8 protein-coding genes and 1 tRNA gene are annotated in these 14,943 nt (G+C 58.2%); 2 read left to right on the top strand and 7 right to left on the bottom strand.

Going from position 1 to position 14,943, the window contains the following annotated elements; genetic code table 11:
- From B058_RS0109215 to B058_RS17875, 7 genes are all read right to left on the bottom strand, one after another.
- Positions 1–6,533, bottom strand: a 6,533-nt coding sequence (locus B058_RS0109215) for a DUF6531 domain-containing protein (protein ID WP_040724235.1), incomplete at its 3' end; no start/stop codon positions are given.
- Positions 6,534–6,608: 75 nt separating this feature from the next.
- Positions 6,609–6,959: a hypothetical protein gene (locus B058_RS0109220; protein ID WP_018508189.1), complete on the bottom strand. Its 351-nt coding sequence runs from the start codon at positions 6,957–6,959 to the stop codon at positions 6,609–6,611.
- 12 nt (positions 6,960–6,971) lie between these two features.
- A complete protein-coding gene (locus B058_RS0109225) occupies positions 6,972–8,513 on the bottom strand; it encodes an Ig-like domain-containing protein (RefSeq protein WP_018508190.1) in 1,542 nt (513 codons plus the stop codon).
- A 13-nt stretch (positions 8,514–8,526) separates the two neighbouring features.
- Positions 8,527–9,408 carry a hypothetical protein gene (locus tag B058_RS17865; protein WP_157265741.1) on the bottom strand — a complete coding sequence of 294 codons (882 nt, stop codon included), beginning with the start codon at positions 9,406–9,408 and terminating at the stop codon, positions 8,527–8,529.
- Positions 9,409–9,417: 9 nt separating this feature from the next.
- Positions 9,418–10,338, bottom strand: coding sequence for a hypothetical protein (locus B058_RS17870; RefSeq protein WP_157265744.1), 921 nt, complete (start codon positions 10,336–10,338; stop codon positions 9,418–9,420).
- Between the two features lie 28 nt (positions 10,339–10,366).
- Positions 10,367–11,905 (bottom strand): dockerin type I repeat-containing protein, encoded by a 1,539-nt coding sequence (locus B058_RS0109240; RefSeq protein WP_018508193.1) that lies wholly within the window; start codon positions 11,903–11,905, stop codon positions 10,367–10,369.
- Positions 11,906–12,315: 410 nt separating this feature from the next.
- Complete coding sequence (locus tag B058_RS17875) at positions 12,316–12,609, bottom strand: hypothetical protein (protein WP_157265746.1); 294 nt, start codon at positions 12,607–12,609, stop codon at positions 12,316–12,318.
- A 125-nt stretch (positions 12,610–12,734) separates the two neighbouring features.
- Between B058_RS17875 and B058_RS0109245 the strand changes: the two genes are divergently transcribed.
- A tRNA-Val gene (locus tag B058_RS0109245) sits at positions 12,735–12,811 on the top strand.
- 198 nt (positions 12,812–13,009) lie between these two features.
- Positions 13,010–14,923 (top strand): threonine--tRNA ligase, encoded by a 1,914-nt coding sequence (thrS, locus tag B058_RS0109250; protein ID WP_018508194.1) that lies wholly within the window; start codon positions 13,010–13,012, stop codon positions 14,921–14,923.
- Positions 14,924–14,943 lie beyond the last annotated feature (20 nt).

The raw sequence follows: 14,943 nt of genomic DNA on the forward strand, positions 1-14,943 counted from the left end.
TGATCCGAGGTCGCCACCACACTGTTGATCCCGTCCTGGTGGTAATAGACCGCCGTCGCACTCGGGTCGTTCGTCTGCCCGGTGAGCCGCATCAGCGGATCGTCCGTGTTGGGCCCGTGCACATAGCGCGCCGTCTCGCTCCAGGTCGCGCTGTACTCCGCATCGATATCGTCGCCGTTGTACCTGTAATAGGTCGTGACACCGTTGCTCGTCTTGCTGATCCGCCTGCCCAGATGGTCGTACTGGTAGGTCTCGCTGAGGCTGAGCTTGTTGAAGCCGATGAGCTGGTCGTCCGGATTCCAAGTGAAATAGGACACGATGCTGCCGCTGCATGTCGTCGTGGTCCGGCTCACCCCTGTGCCTTCGCACTTCATCGTCAGATTGCCGTTGGCGTCATAGACGAAGGCCTGGGTGAGGGCGCCCGTCGGGCTGCCGCTGCGTAGCTCGACGAGCTGGTTGGCCGCATCGAAGACAGCGTATTGATCGACACCGTTCACCGTCCTCCTGGTCCGGTTGTCCAGCGCGTCGTAGGCGTAAGCGTCGTTCTGCGCGGGCAGGGTGAGGCTACCCGCCTTGTCCGTCGCCGTCTGCCTTCTTCCCAATGCGTCGTAGTCGTACTCGTGGACGCTGATTGTGTGGGCGTCGTCGAACGCCACCCGGTTGGCCATGCGGGCCAGGGTGTTGTCCGGGTTCCACTCGTACTGGCTGTTGATGCCGTTGGGATCCCACTTCTCGGTGAGGCGTCCGCCCGCGTCATGGGTGAAGGCGAGATAGTCGAAGTTGGGTCCCCAGATGCCGATCAAATTGCCGACCGGATCGTAGAGATAGTCNGTGCGGGCGCCGTTCTGATCCTGCATCGTGTTCAGCATCCCGCCCGGGCTCCAGGCGAAACTGCGGGCCTTGGCCGAGGTGCCGGGGCGGGTGTCGGTCAGACGGGTCACGCGATGCGCCGCGTCGAAGGCGGTTTCCTGCCCGGCGATGAGGTTGCCGCTGCCGTTCCTGACCTCGACGCGGGTGGGCTGGCCCAGCGCATTGCGGGTGAAGGCTTCGGTCTTGTACACGGTGCCATTCACATCCCTGACGGTGCGGCTCTGAAGCTGATGACCATAGGCCCAGATGAGCTGGGTTTTCTGGTTCTTGGCGTCGGTGGCTTCCAGCACGTTGCCGGAGCGGTCGTAGCTCCAGGTCCAGACGTGACCCAAGGGGTCGGTCTCCTTCACCTTCCAGCCGAAGTCGTTGTAGACGACGGTGGTCTGCTTCTTCAGATCAGGATCAGAACCACTCATGTCGCAGGCTGCGGACGGATTGAGGGTGCTGCCGGCCCACAGTTCGGTCATCCGGCCCAGAGTGTCGTACTTGTTGCAGGTGACCGGAGCACGGCCGTCGTCGGCGGCGACGGCCGGACCGACGCTTTTGACCGGGCGGTCGAGTTCGTCGTAGACCGTCTGGGTGGTGCGGCCGAGGTTGTCGGTAACACTGATGGCGTTGCCGTGGGCGTCGTAGTCGTAGGTGGTGGTGCGGCCGGCGGGGTCGAGGCTTTGCTTCAGGCGGCCGTTCTTCTCGGGGCCGTAGTAGACGAAGTTCTGCGCGCTGCCGTTGGGATCGACCACGTTGCGCGGCTTGCCGTCCAGATCGAGGCTGCTGACGATGGCGTTGCCCTCCTTGTCGGCGGCGGCGACGACGTGGTTGTTGGCGTCGTATTCCATCGTGGCGCTGTAGCCGTCGGGGTCGGTGATGCGGGCAAGGTTGCCGGCCGGATCGTATTCCATGCGGGTGGCGTTGCCGGCAGCGTCGATCACCTGGACCTGGCGGTCGGCGTCGTCGTAGACGGCGACGCGGGAATCGACACGGGCGTTGGCGACGGTGAGGGCCTCGTTGATGAGGTTGCCGTTGGCGTCGAAGCTGTAGTCGCGCCAGTGGCCCAGCGCATCGGTCGCGCGCTTGACGCGGTCGACACTATCGTATTCGCGCTGGACGACCTGCCAGTCGCCGTCGATGCCGCGGGTCTCGCGGCCCTGGTCGTCGTAGGCGAGGGTTTCGCTGTCAATGGCGTCGTCGACGCCGTCGCCGGTCTTGTCGCCACTGCGAGCGATGGCGACAGGGTAGAGGCCGTTGGCGTCGTAGGTGGTGGCGACGGCCGGACCGGCGCCGCCGGCAAAGCTGCCCAGCGCCGCGCCGGCGGTGCTTCTCAGGCGGCGGGTCTGGGTGCGGTTGCCGTTGGCGTCGTAGGCGTGCTGCGTCCAGCTGACGATATCGGCATCCAAGGGGCGGGTGTTGGCGGTGGGGACGACACCGGCCTTGAGCCGGATGTCGTCGGTGGGGTTGCCCTTGGCGTCGTAGCGCACGAGGCTCCAGTTGCCGCGTGCGTCGCGGCTGCGCTGGGGCTGGTTGAAGGCATTGAAGTCGAAGAACTGGACAAAGCCGCCGTCGGGGTTGGTGATCTTGGTGACGTTGCCCAGGGCGTCGTATTCATAGTGGGTTTCGTAGCCCATGGGGTCGCGCTTGGACAGGCGCTTGCCGGGGTCGGTGGGGTCGTAGGCGTATTCGCGGATGCCGCCGTTCTCCTCGACGATCTGCAAGGGGTTGCCGTCGGCGTCGAAGAAGAAGCGCCGGGTGAGGCCGCGTTCGTTGAGCTGCACAGTCTCGCGGCGGAAGTCGTTGTAGGTGAAGCTCATTTCCTGGCCGAGGTCGGTGCCGCCGGGGCCGATGGCGCGGTGGCGGAAGGTCTTGCCGTTGGCGTAGTAGAAGAACTGCATGCCGTTGCCGCGCGGCAGCGTGTACTGCTTCATGGCGTGGCCGAGGTTGGTGCCGTCGGCGGCAGCCGTGTAATAACTGTACGTCACGGGCGGATTCTTGACGGCATCGAGCAGCGTGGCCGGGCTCTTGTGTGCGACGAGGTCGTCGTTGCCGTCGTAGACGTATTCGTGGCTGCGCACGATTGCGCCGCCTGCGTTCTTGAAGTCGATATGGGTGATGCGGCCACTGGTGTAAGTCAAGGCGAGCTTGCGCCCCGGTCCGTCGGTCACGTCCTTCAAGGTGCCGTCGGGGTTGTAGGAAAGCGTGAGCGTGTTGCCATTGCGGTCGCGGATGGAGAGCAGCTTGGCCTGCTGGTTGATCGTGCCCGCGACACCTTCGAAGGTGTAGGTGAGGCCGTTTTTCTCACGGATCTCATAGCCGGCGGCGGTTTTGCTCATGGCGAAGTAATAGGCCTTGGGCGTGGTGAAAGTGGCGCCCACGGCGACGCCGGCCGCCGTACCGGCCACCGTCATGAATTTCTGCGCGCCGGTGCCGTCGATCCAGGTGACGGTGGAAGTCAGGTTGTCGGCGGCCGAGCCGTCCGGGGCCTTGTCCTCGAATTTGAGCTGATGGTTGAAGCTGTGCGTCCAGCCGAAACCCAGCACGCCGGTCTTGGCGTCGCGGCTGTTGTAGGAACGCTCGAACACAAACGGCAGCCCGCCGCGCCCCGGAATGCTCAGGTCGCGCTCGACGTGATACATGTTGCCGGTAACCATGTTGACGGGGTCGCCGGAGTAGATATTGAGCGGCGTGACGCCGTAGTTAACCCCGGAGCTGAGGATCGACGGCGTGGTGAAGTTCGTGCCCGCAGCGGCCGACCAGTTGTAGGTGGGGTTGTACAGGTTGAACCCGGTACTGCCGAGGCCGTATGTGGTCGTGTTCAGGCTGGCGATGGGGCTGACGTAGTTGCCCAATGAGTAGCCGCCATGATAGCCGCCGCCGATGGTGAAGCCGGCTTCAAAATTTCCATTAGTGGGCTGATATTCGCTGAAATACACGGTGCCGACCCAATTCTGATATTGAATCATGCTTCGTGGCAGGATGGCTTTTTTGGGTTTGGTGGTTGAACAGACCATTGCCTTGATAGTACTGACGTCTGCTGCCAGATAATTAAGCGTGCTGTCTGCGTTTGAGGTCAGCTTCGCTAATTCGGCATCGATTACGGTCGTGTCGGGGAGGCACATGTCCGGAGTGAGCGTCAGGATTTCGATGCCCTTCTCGCGTGCATATTGCACGCCGCGTACGGTGCTCACCGCATCAAGCTTGGCGTTTTCCTGCCAGAGGTAGGATTCGTATGCGGATGCGGTATATCCCTTCAGCAGAAAGCTTTTCCAGGGCATCACGCCTGTGCTCAAGTCGACGCCGCGGTCCACACCTCCGGGAACGTCGACCAGGAAATTCCGCTGGGGCGTCGACACGCCAAACGGAAGATCGAGCAGGGTCTGTGCTTCGTTGTTAGCCGAGGTCAGACCGATATGGTTGCCGCTCCATCCAGAGTCGCCATTCATTTCCCCGATGCGTTTGTAGGCATCGGAGATGTAACGCATGTATTTGAGGCCAGCGATGTGAAGAAATTCGCCAAGGGTTTCGTCGAGATTGGTCTTGGGGTCCGTCGTTGTGCGAACGGACTCCAGGAGTTTGGCTGCGCGTTCCTTCAGCAATCTATCGGATGTTTGAAAGGCAAAAACCTGAGGTGAAACATAGTCCGTTGTTTTGATCTTATTGGAAAAAATAGCGCTATTAATTTCTGTGCCATTGCGCTTAAGTTTTATAGTGAGATTTATTGTTTTTGGAACATAACTCGTGATATTGCAAAAATATGGGAAGGATGGATTCCCAGATAAATAACAGGTTGTCGCGCCTGCAGAAACTGCACTAAACGGATCGCCAAGAGAAACGCTATTTCCGTTCAGCTTAACTTGAGTTTTTGCCCACTTAATATATACATTGCTACAACTAGTATTAACGCAACCCCATCCACCACCTGGTACTGGCGGCAGAACAGGTGGCAAGGCAAATGTATTGCCGTCCATATCTACAAAAGATAACGTTATCCTACTCAAACTATCTTTTGGCATTGAAAAAACGACAGGTGCTGTGATTCCGCCTGCTGTAATTTCGAGCTTGTAGCGATGGCTATCAGGGACGGTATCTGTTTCGGCTGTATAGCCTGTCCCCCAGGAACTGAACTGCCGGACCTTGTAGGGCAGAGAAGCAGGCAGGATGTCGAATTTTCTGGCGACCTGTTTCCCGATATATCCCACGTCCTGGATGGTGTTGTTGCTACCGTTGGCCGCGGGTAGGGATTTGACGTAGGCTTCGACTTGGCGCTGATATTTCTCGTGCGGCAGGCTGTCGGGGCCGTCGGTTCGTTGTGCCATATAGCTGGCATAGTCGAAATCGACGTTGACGGCGATGCCGTTCTGGTAGGTTTTTTCCTTGAAACTGGGGTCCAGGGGAATCCAGCGGTGGCCGGTTTTGTCTACACCCGTGCCACGGTAGTTTCCATATGGTACGCAAGCCTCGACCCAGACGTGATTGAAGTAGAGAGTCTGGGCTGTGGTGCCGGTGGGTATCTTGCCTTGCGTAAGAATCGACTGAGTTGCAACGAACGTCTTGGCGCCAATCCAGCGTAGCAAACGCGGATCACCGTTGTCGAATTGGATCGATCCCAATACATAGCGCGCTGGAATATTGGAGGCACGCAACAGTGCGATGAGCAGGGAAGCCTGGTCGGTTGAGTTGCCGGCCTTGCTGACGAGCGTGCCCTGTGCGCCTTTGAGCGAGCCATAGTAGGGCTCGAAGGCAATTTCATTCGCGACATACTGGAAAATTTTGACCGGCGAGTAGCCCAGCTTCTCGGCCAAGGCCAGAATTTCGGCATTTAGCTGTACTTCTTCATTCTCTCCGACGTCCTTTGTCTGGTCGTACTGCGGGTCGGGGTAACACACTTGGGCTTCGGGCGGGGTCGGGTCCGGCCCCGTAGCGAGCAAGGTGTCGCCCAAGAAGGCAAACATGTTCTGGCGTGTGCGCTGCTGATAAGCAACATACGCCGGCTCAGACGCTGGCTTGTAATCCTCGGGAACTTCCTTGGTCGGGGTGTCGTGCCTGAAGGTGGGTTCGGGACTCAGCTGTTCGAACGCCTTGCCTTGCCGATTGCGTCCGCCTACGGTATTGAGCACGTTCAGTGCATTGGCGACGGCCTGGTTGCGTGATGCTGCATTATTTGCCTGCAGCACGGCTTGCATCGATTGAATGATCTGGTCGAAGCGCGAACCTACCGAGGGTTGTTGTACCAGTTGAACGGGGCTGGTTTGCAGGGCCTTGAGTTGTTGCTTGTTGAGCTTGAGTTTCTTTCCGTCTGGACCAATAAGCGATGCTGGTTTGGCATCGAGCGTTTGAGGCGCGGATTTCTGGTCGTATTTGCTTGCGGCTTCGTCCCTTAGAACGCCGATCTCGTTGAGCTTGGCTTCCAGTTGCGGACGCAGGCTGGACCATTGCTGTCCATCCTTGTCGAGCTTGATGCGCAGAACCAGTGCCGCGGCTTCGTCGATCTGGTAGCGGATCATGTCCGGCAACGGATCGACCGGGCCCGGGCTCATCAGCTTGCCAAGGTACTGGATGACTTCATCGGATAAGGGGGCAGGATCCACATGCTCAGCCCGGGCCACGCAGGGAACAAGGGCAAGACACAGGCTCGCCATCGACAAAACTGAATGTAAACGCATTGCAATCATCCTCACTGATTTGCTCAGGCCACCTGACTGGCGTGGCCTACCCCTTATGTTTTTTCGTGCTGCTTTTCTGATGCCTTACTCGGGCATTCTTTTGGGCACGTTGGATTTCTTGTTGGCTGGCTTGTCTGTCCCGGGTGTGTCCGGGCCGATATTCGTTTCTCTGGGCGTATTGACGGTTGCTTTATCCGCAGGCCCTTCCATGTCGAAGGTTTCATGTGGACGAACCACTCTGATGGTGGCGGGTCTTCCTGGCTTGTTCTTATCAGGCTGGGTCTGCAAGGAAATCCCGCTGGTCGCAGGATTGTTCAATTCATGGCCTGCGGCTGTGCAGTCCAGGGTCAACGTGCCCACTTTATGGCTGGTGCAGGCGGCCCAGGAAACGGCGGGTGCAAGCAGTAGTGACATCAGGAAAATTCGATTCAACATGGCATCCGTTCCTTAATGCTGTACGCCGATTAACCGGCCCAGCTCGTCGTAGGTGAAGGTGGCGGGCGACAGAGAGGGAGAGACCGTGACGTTGACCGCGTTCGAGGTGGTAACGGCGGACCGGTTGTCGTAGACCTTCGCTGTATAGGTGTAGCTGCCCGCGGGCGTGCCGGGTACGGTATAGGTGTAAGGCGATACTGTGCGGGTGTTGATAAGCTGCGCCCCCGAATAAAATTCCACTTTCGTGATCGTTCCGTCCACGTCGGCAGGTGTGGCTGTCAGCAGGATGTCCGCCGGTGCGTTGTATCCGCCATATACGCTTGAGGCAGTCAAACTTATGGTGGGGGGCTGATTGACCACTACGTTGACGGCGTTGGACGTAACCACGGCGTCCAGCGCATCGTAGGCCTTGGCGGTGTAGGCGTAGGTGCCCCATGTGACGTTATTCAAGGGCCAGCTGTAAGGAGAGGACGTGTCCTCGCCGAGCAGGGTTGTTCCCTGATAGAACTCGACCTTGCTGAGATTGCCGTCTCCATCGGTTGCATTGGCCTGTAAATTGAATGACGCAGGCGCGCTGATCACGGTATTGTTTGCCGGAGTGGTGATGCTCACTGTCGGCGGAGTATTGACGACGATTGGAATGGTCGGGCTATCCGTGTAGACGCCGAGGTTGTCATACGCACGTGCCCGGAATGTGTAGCTGCCCGCCGCAACCCCGCCCAGGCCGAATGTATAAGGCGCCGTGGGCATGATATTTAACAGGTTGTTATTGAGATAGAACTCGACACGGTTGATGCTGCCATCGGGATCGGAGGCCGTGGCAGTGATGGGAATGGTTGCCGGGGGCAAGTACGAGGCCCCTGAAAGGGGACTGGTCAAATTCGCTACCGGTGCGCCATTTCCTGCTGACGCAGCGTAAATGTTGACGGTCGAGGGCGCAGAGGTGGTTGAGATACCCAGATTGTCGTAGGCGCGCGCGATGATCGAGTAAGTGCCTGGATTGGAGAAACCGATATTGCTGGTGAGTACGTTGTCTGACACTGATCCAAGGTAGCTGCCATTGATGAACAGTTCGATTCGGTTGACGGATGCATTGTCTGTGGCGTTAATCAATAAAGGCACCGTAACCGGACCTGCATTGAGGCTATAGGCCGAGCCATTGGACGGTACCGTCACGCCGACAGCCGGCGCTGTATTTCCCGCTACCGGGCTGTAAACCGTGACGGTCGCCGCATTGGAAATCGCTGTTTCTCCCTGGCTGTCTGTTGCCTTGGCGCTGAAGGTGTAGGTTCCTGCGCCTACGCCATTCAAGGTTGCGCCGAAGGGTGCGGTCGTGACCGTACCGAGAAGAGCTCCTCCCAAGAAATACTCGACCTTGGTGATCGTGCCGCCATCCGGATCCGATGCGGCGACTACCAGCGGGATTGCGGCGGGTGCGCTGAAGGCCGCTGCTTGCGGCGGGTAATTGAGCATGATGGTCGGGGGGGTGGCGAATGCAGCCAGCGAATTGGCAAGCAAGCCAACCGACAAGAGATAACGTGCATAAAGTGTCACTATGTTCTCCGCATCAATGCTGGGTGATGGTCGCGGTTACGCCGCTCACCGGAACGCCCAGTTGGTCGTAGGCCTTGAGACTGGTTTGGCTCAAACCGGTCAGCCCACCGGCCACATAAAACTTGAAATCCTTGATCTGCGTGGTGGTCAACCCGGTACTGGGCGTGATGAAAACCTTCAGGTTGCTTCCGTCGTCGCTCCAGGTGACGTTCTTGAGGTCTCCGCGCGGGTTGACCACGTAGGCAGCGCCCACGCTCGGGGTATGGCTGAATTCGATTTGGACGGCGTGCGGGATGGTGTTGCCCGTAAAATCAACGACGGCGTGTGGGCTACGCTCCAAATCTTTCGGTGCGTGTAACACTGGTGGACCGGCCGTATCCGCTGAAAACGTGCTGCCAAACTTAGTAAATGCAAACCCATTTTTCGTACTCGTGCCAGTCAGAATTTCAACACTGGCGGGGGCTATGATTGCGCCCAAACTATCGGAAATTGATACGGTTGCAATCCCCGGAGCAATGTCAGCAGGCAAATCGAGCAACATGAAAGTTTGCCACCAGTCTGGGTCGCCTTCGGTTGCCCACGTTTCAATAAAGGTCCCTGTATTTGTAGGTGTGTCGGTACGTTGCGTCACGACTGCGTTAGATACGGGGTCGGGATAGAGATTCAGAATAGACCTGACCCTGGGATCGAGTGGCGCATAAACGATTGGTGATCCAGTTGCCGGCGTAATGGTTACTGTAACGTTTGCACGCTTCAAGTTTGTTTGGCGATCAATTGCCAACGCAACGGTTTCGCCTGGGCGCGCTGCTGTTGTAAAAGTTTTCACCCCTGTACATGCATTTAGTGCGGCCACCATGAACACTATCAGCCCCAAATATCTTCCGATCGCTTTCATCGCCAATCCTTAATTGCTGATGTACTGGAGGCTTGCGGAAAATCCTGTAAGGACATTTCCTGAGACGTCGTACGTTTTAATCGTGCTTAGTGCGAGAGTTGTCACTGCTCCGGTTACGTAGAAATCGAAGTCTGTGAGAAGCGCTGAGGACTCACCTTTGACCGGGGAGCGAAGAACCTTAATCGATGACCCTGTATCCGCCCAGGTAAGGTTCATGATGTCGCCCCGGCCTTGGGTTACCCATGAGCTTCCGGTGGCCGCCAAGGTGCGCGTAAACTCTGCTTGTATGGAATGGGGGATGACGCCTGTCGGCCCACTAAAATGGACCACGTAATGGGGCGCCCGCTCAATAGATCGGATGGGCCCCGGCGCTCCGGTGTTGTCTCCCAGTTCGAGTTGATTTTGTGCGCCAGCCTGTAGGGGCAGTACCTCCACCAATGCGGGCTGCTGCATGACGTTTACACCTCCAGCCATGAACGCAATGCTTGCCTCACCTGGCGCCAGCGTCGTCGGCAAATCCAGTAAAACCAAGGTGTCAGACCAGTCGTTTTGATTGCCCGCCATCGGCCGCACAAACCAGGAGCCGAACTCAGCGCCTAAAGTGTTGAACCCACCCGCATAGTTTGATAGGCCCGCATTGGGGTATGAAACCCCTGATCTGTCGGATACCACTAGTTTCGAAACCGGGTCCGGATACACTTGAAAAAGTGCACGTACGCGGGGGTCACCAGGGGAGTAGGTGACAACCGATCCGCTGGCGGGCGTGATGACGACTGTCAAATCGTTTCTGGTCAATTGCTGTTTCCAGCCTGCAGCCAAAGCGATCGTTTCCCCGGGCCTGGCTGACGCAGAAAAAGTGCGTACTCCAGTACAACCAGCCACTAATAATGACAACGTAACCAAGCAAGCCAAGTATTGTTTTGTGTTCATGCTTCCCCCTTAATCTTGCGATTCGTGCCTATTCCAGGCCCAAAGCCATGCGCTTCAATCGTTGTAAATCGGCCAAGTCGATCACGTTGTCCGGCGCGCCAGCGGGCGAGACATCGGCACTCACTTGTTGAAGTGAGGTCGCTGTCGTCAGCCCTAACTCGATGCGTTCCAACAACGCAATATCGGCGACGTCGACATGGCCGTCATCGTTGAGGTCGCCGTCGGGTGGGCTGACGACAAGTTGAGCCAGGGCTGCAGTTGCGTTTGCGGCGCTGTAGGAAAAACTGAAGGTACCGATCTGTGTGGGTGTTCCGCTCAGAACACCTGTTCCGTCCATTGCGATTCCCGGCGGTAGCGCTCCATTTGTAATGGCATAGCTTGATGCGCCGGCAGGACTCAACTGCAAGGGATTCATCGGGTGCAAATAGCGCAGCGATGCAGCGAGGAGCGGGCTATTCACGCCGGGGAGGGACTGTCCATTGCCGGGCGCGAGTGCGTCTCGCCCGTCTGCGCTGGTGGGGGAGGAGCCATTATTGAGGGCCAGCTCAATTTCGTCTGGTACGCCATCATGGTCCGTATCTGTCAGTGTATTGGGGCTGAGAGCGGGAAGCGTCTTGAGGACCAACGCAGTCGACAGGGGATCTCCGTTCCAGCTTCCGTCTGCCGATTGCTGGCCGGCGCCAATAAGCAAGTAATCCTGGGCAGGCGCTAGAGCGGGATGCGCGGCATTGACGGCCTGGATGGCAAGATAAACCAGCGCGGTCTGCATGGGCGTGCTGACACCATTTTCTCCAAAGCAGTTGTCAGCATTTTTCTTGGTCAGGAGATAGGCCACGCCGTTATCGAGAACCGTCGTAAGGTCATAAGTTCCGATACCCTGGCAATAGAGTGAAGTCCAGTTATTGACATTACTTAACTTGGCGACTTCCAGGAGAGTGATGGCCGTTGGCAACAGGGCACTGGCACTTATGTTTATGGTTTCGCCCGTTGTGATGCGAGGCATGTAGGACCACCCTTTGCCAGACGCTTCCGTTCTTTGCGAAGGCAGGATTTCGCAAGCAACCGCCTTGCTTAGTTCAGTCGATTGGTTAGCGTAGCTGTAGCCGGACAGGCGGACGGCTTCGATACCCAAAGGCGTGTCGGGGAAGCTCACTCCATATTGGGGGTAGGCCCCCCAAGCCTGGCGATCCGAAGCGGATCTGGCCGTGAGCAAAGCCTGGGCATATGGCTTCATGTTCATGCCGGTGCCGGCTAACGCAGCGATCTTGCGTGCGGTGGAGTCGACACTGGCCGTTTCGGCATTGGCGAGCCAGGCACTTGCCGCACCATAGGTTTCACCCGTTTTGATCCCGGCATGTATCAGCGCTTCCAGCACGGTCGCGGTGGTTTGTACTTTCAGGCTGTCGTTGGCCGACCAGGAGCCATCGCCTTTTTGCGACTGGAATAGATAGGCCAGACCTTTGACGCGTGCAGCGTCTATTTCGACAAGTGAGACTGGCCAGGCAACCTGACTAACAGCCAGACTGCCCAGCACACCAGCGAACGCGAATAACCGTAATTTCCCCATGCTCCCCCCTGATTTTTTGTTTGATTCAGCACACGTCGTCCGACAGCGCCCGCGGTTTTGCGGTGCGCAACCATCCGTCGTGGACCTTGCGACTGGTGGGAAACTTACGTGTTAGTTATCCGAGCCAACTCAGGTAACCACCGAGCGGCTGAAAAGTCGTTGGGGGGGGCGGTGATGCAGGAACCGTCAGGTGCTTGCGCGACGGGTACGGTATTTTTAAATGGGATGAATGAACCTTGGATAAGGTCAAGCTGGATTGACTGGCTCTTTGCGAAAAAACAATAGCGCATGCGGCTCTCCTCAGGCTGCATTGGAAACAACTAATTATTGTTTTCCGCAAACAGCCAACGTACTTTGCGTTGGCCGTGTATTAAGTGGGATCGAAAGTTACAGGATGGTTTTTGTGTTTGTCAAGAAAAATTTTCGTGGTCGGTGGGCACGGAAATTTTAACCGCGCAAGATGTTTTGATTGGCTCGTGGATGTGGCGACTTGTTTCGATGCCAAGTGCTGTGCGCTTGATTCTCGGCTGTTGAGCAAGCGATATTTCCGTGCTTCCATTGATGCGTGTTTGGCTGATTTGAGCGTGACTCTGCTGATGGCTGATGAGTCTGTTTGTGATTGATTGTAAGGGGTTGCATGGTGTTGCAAATGGCAATTCAGACCCCTTGGGAAGTTTTGAAATTCCGGTGTTTGCCGGGGCCATTCCTTCCTCCGAAGCATGCAAATTTAGGATGTTCTGGGCGGTTAGAAATCGGGCTTCATGGTAAATAAAAAAGTTACGCTGACTCGACAGCTGCGAGGCCTTTCGGTTATGATGCGCCCCGCATTAGGCGCGTAGCTCAGCTGGTTAGAGCACCACCTTGACATGGTGGGGGTCGTTGGTTCGAGTCCAATCGCGCCTACCAATATTTAAGGGGTCGGGATGACCTGGTTTCAAGAGGGGCTGAACTGCCCACGGAGGTTGCGAAATGTCACCGCGAACTAGCCAGGCTGTCACTGGATAACACCCGGCGCATAGCTGTTCGCAGGTACTCTGCAATCTTTGAATGTAATACCTAAAAGCGCGGCCGGTCCGCGCTTTTTTTCGTTTCTGGAGTCTGAAAATGGTCAACGTCACGCTTCCCGATGGCTCGGTCCGCCCGTTCGAGGGCCCGGTCACGGTCGCGCAGGTCGCATTCAGCATCGGGGCGGGCCTTGCCAAGGCAGCGCTCGCCGGGCGGGTGAACGGCAAGCTGGTCGACACCAGCCACCTGATCGATGCCGACGCGCAGCTTGCCATCGTCACGGCCAAGGATGCGGAGGCGCTCGACCTGATCCGCCACGATGCGGCGCATGTCATGGCACAGGCCGTGCAGGAGCTCTACCCGGGCACCCAGGTGACGATCGGCCCCTCGATCGAGGATGGCTTCTACTACGACTTCGCGCGTGCGGAGCCGTTTACGCCAGAGGACCTGGTGGCGATCGAAAAGCGCATGGACGAGATTGTCAAGCGCGATCTGCCCATCGTGCGCGAGGTGTGGGAACGCGAGGACGCCATGCGGGTGTTCGCCGAACTCGGCGAGACCTACAAGGTGCAGATCATCGACGAAGTGATTCCCAAGGGCGAGGAACTCTCGATCTACCGTCAGGGCGAGTGGTTCGACGTCTGCCGCGGCCCGCACCTGCCGTCCACCGGCAAGCTGCCGCGCGCGTTCAAGCTGATGAAGCTGGCCGGGGCCTATTGGCGCGGCGACTCGAAGAATCCAATGCTGCAGCGCATCTACGGCACTGCGTGGGCGAAGAAGGATGACCTCGAGGCCTACCTGCACCGGCTGGAAGAGGCGGAGAAGCGCGACCACCGCCGCCTCGCCAAGCAGCTCGACCTGTTGCACATGCAGGACGAGGCGCCGGGCATGGTGTTCTGGCACCCCAAGGGCTGGATCGTGTGGCAGCAGATCGAGCAGTACATGCGGCAGAAATTCGTCGAATACGGCTACCAGGAAGTGCGCACCCCGGCGGTGATGGACAAAAGCCTGTGGGAGAAGTCCGGCCACTGGGATAACTACCGCGACAACATGTTCACCACGGCGTCGGAAAACCGCGACTATGCGGTCAAGCCGATGAACTGCCCGGGGCACGTGCAGATATTCAACAGCGGCTTGCATTCCTACCGCGACCTGCCTTTACGCCTGGCCGAGTTCGGTTCCTGTCATCGAAACGAGCCGTCAGGCGCACTGCACGGCATCATGCGGGTGCGCGGCTTCACCCAGGACGACGCGCACATCTTCTGTACCGAAGACCAGATCGAGGCCGAAGTCGCCGACTTCATCGTCATGCTGCAGAAGGTCTATGCGGATTTCGGCTTCAACGACGTGCTGGTCAAGCTGTCGACCCGGCCGGACAAGCGCGTCGGCTCGGACGAGAGCTGGGACAAAGCCGAAGCGGCGCTCGCCGCCGCGCTCGAAAAGAACAAGCTGGCCTTCGACCTGCAACCGGGCGAGGGCGCCTTTTATGGCCCCAAGATCGAATTCACGCTGAAGGACACGCTCGGCCGGCTGTGGCAATGCGGCACCATCCAGCTCGACTTCAACCTGCCAGTGCGCCTCGGTGCCGAGTTCGTCGACGAGGACAACAGCCGCAAGCCGCCGGTGATGCTGCATCGCGCGATCCTCGGTTCGATGGAGCGTTTCATCGGTATCCTGATCGAGCACCACGCCGGCAACTTCCCGCTGTGGCTGGCGCCGGTACAGGTCATGGTCCTGAATATCAGCGAACGCCAGGCCGAATATGCCCGGAAAGTCGTACAGGCGCTGCGCGAGGCGGGCATCCGCGCGGTGTCGGACTTGAGTAATAACAAGATTACCTATAAAATCCGGGAACATAGCTTGCAGAAGCTGCCTTATCAGGTGGTCGTCGGTGACAAGGAGATGGAGGCCGGAGTGGTCGCCGTCCGTGCCCGTGGCAATCAGGATTTGGGGCAGCTCGGTTTGAATGACTTGATTGCGCGCCTGAAAGCGGAAACGCTGGCGCGCCAGTAACAGCGGTCAAACAAGGCGTC

It is taken from the genome of Thiobacillus thioparus DSM 505, assembly GCF_000373385.1.
GTDB lineage: Bacteria > Pseudomonadota > Gammaproteobacteria > Burkholderiales > Thiobacillaceae > Thiobacillus > Thiobacillus thioparus.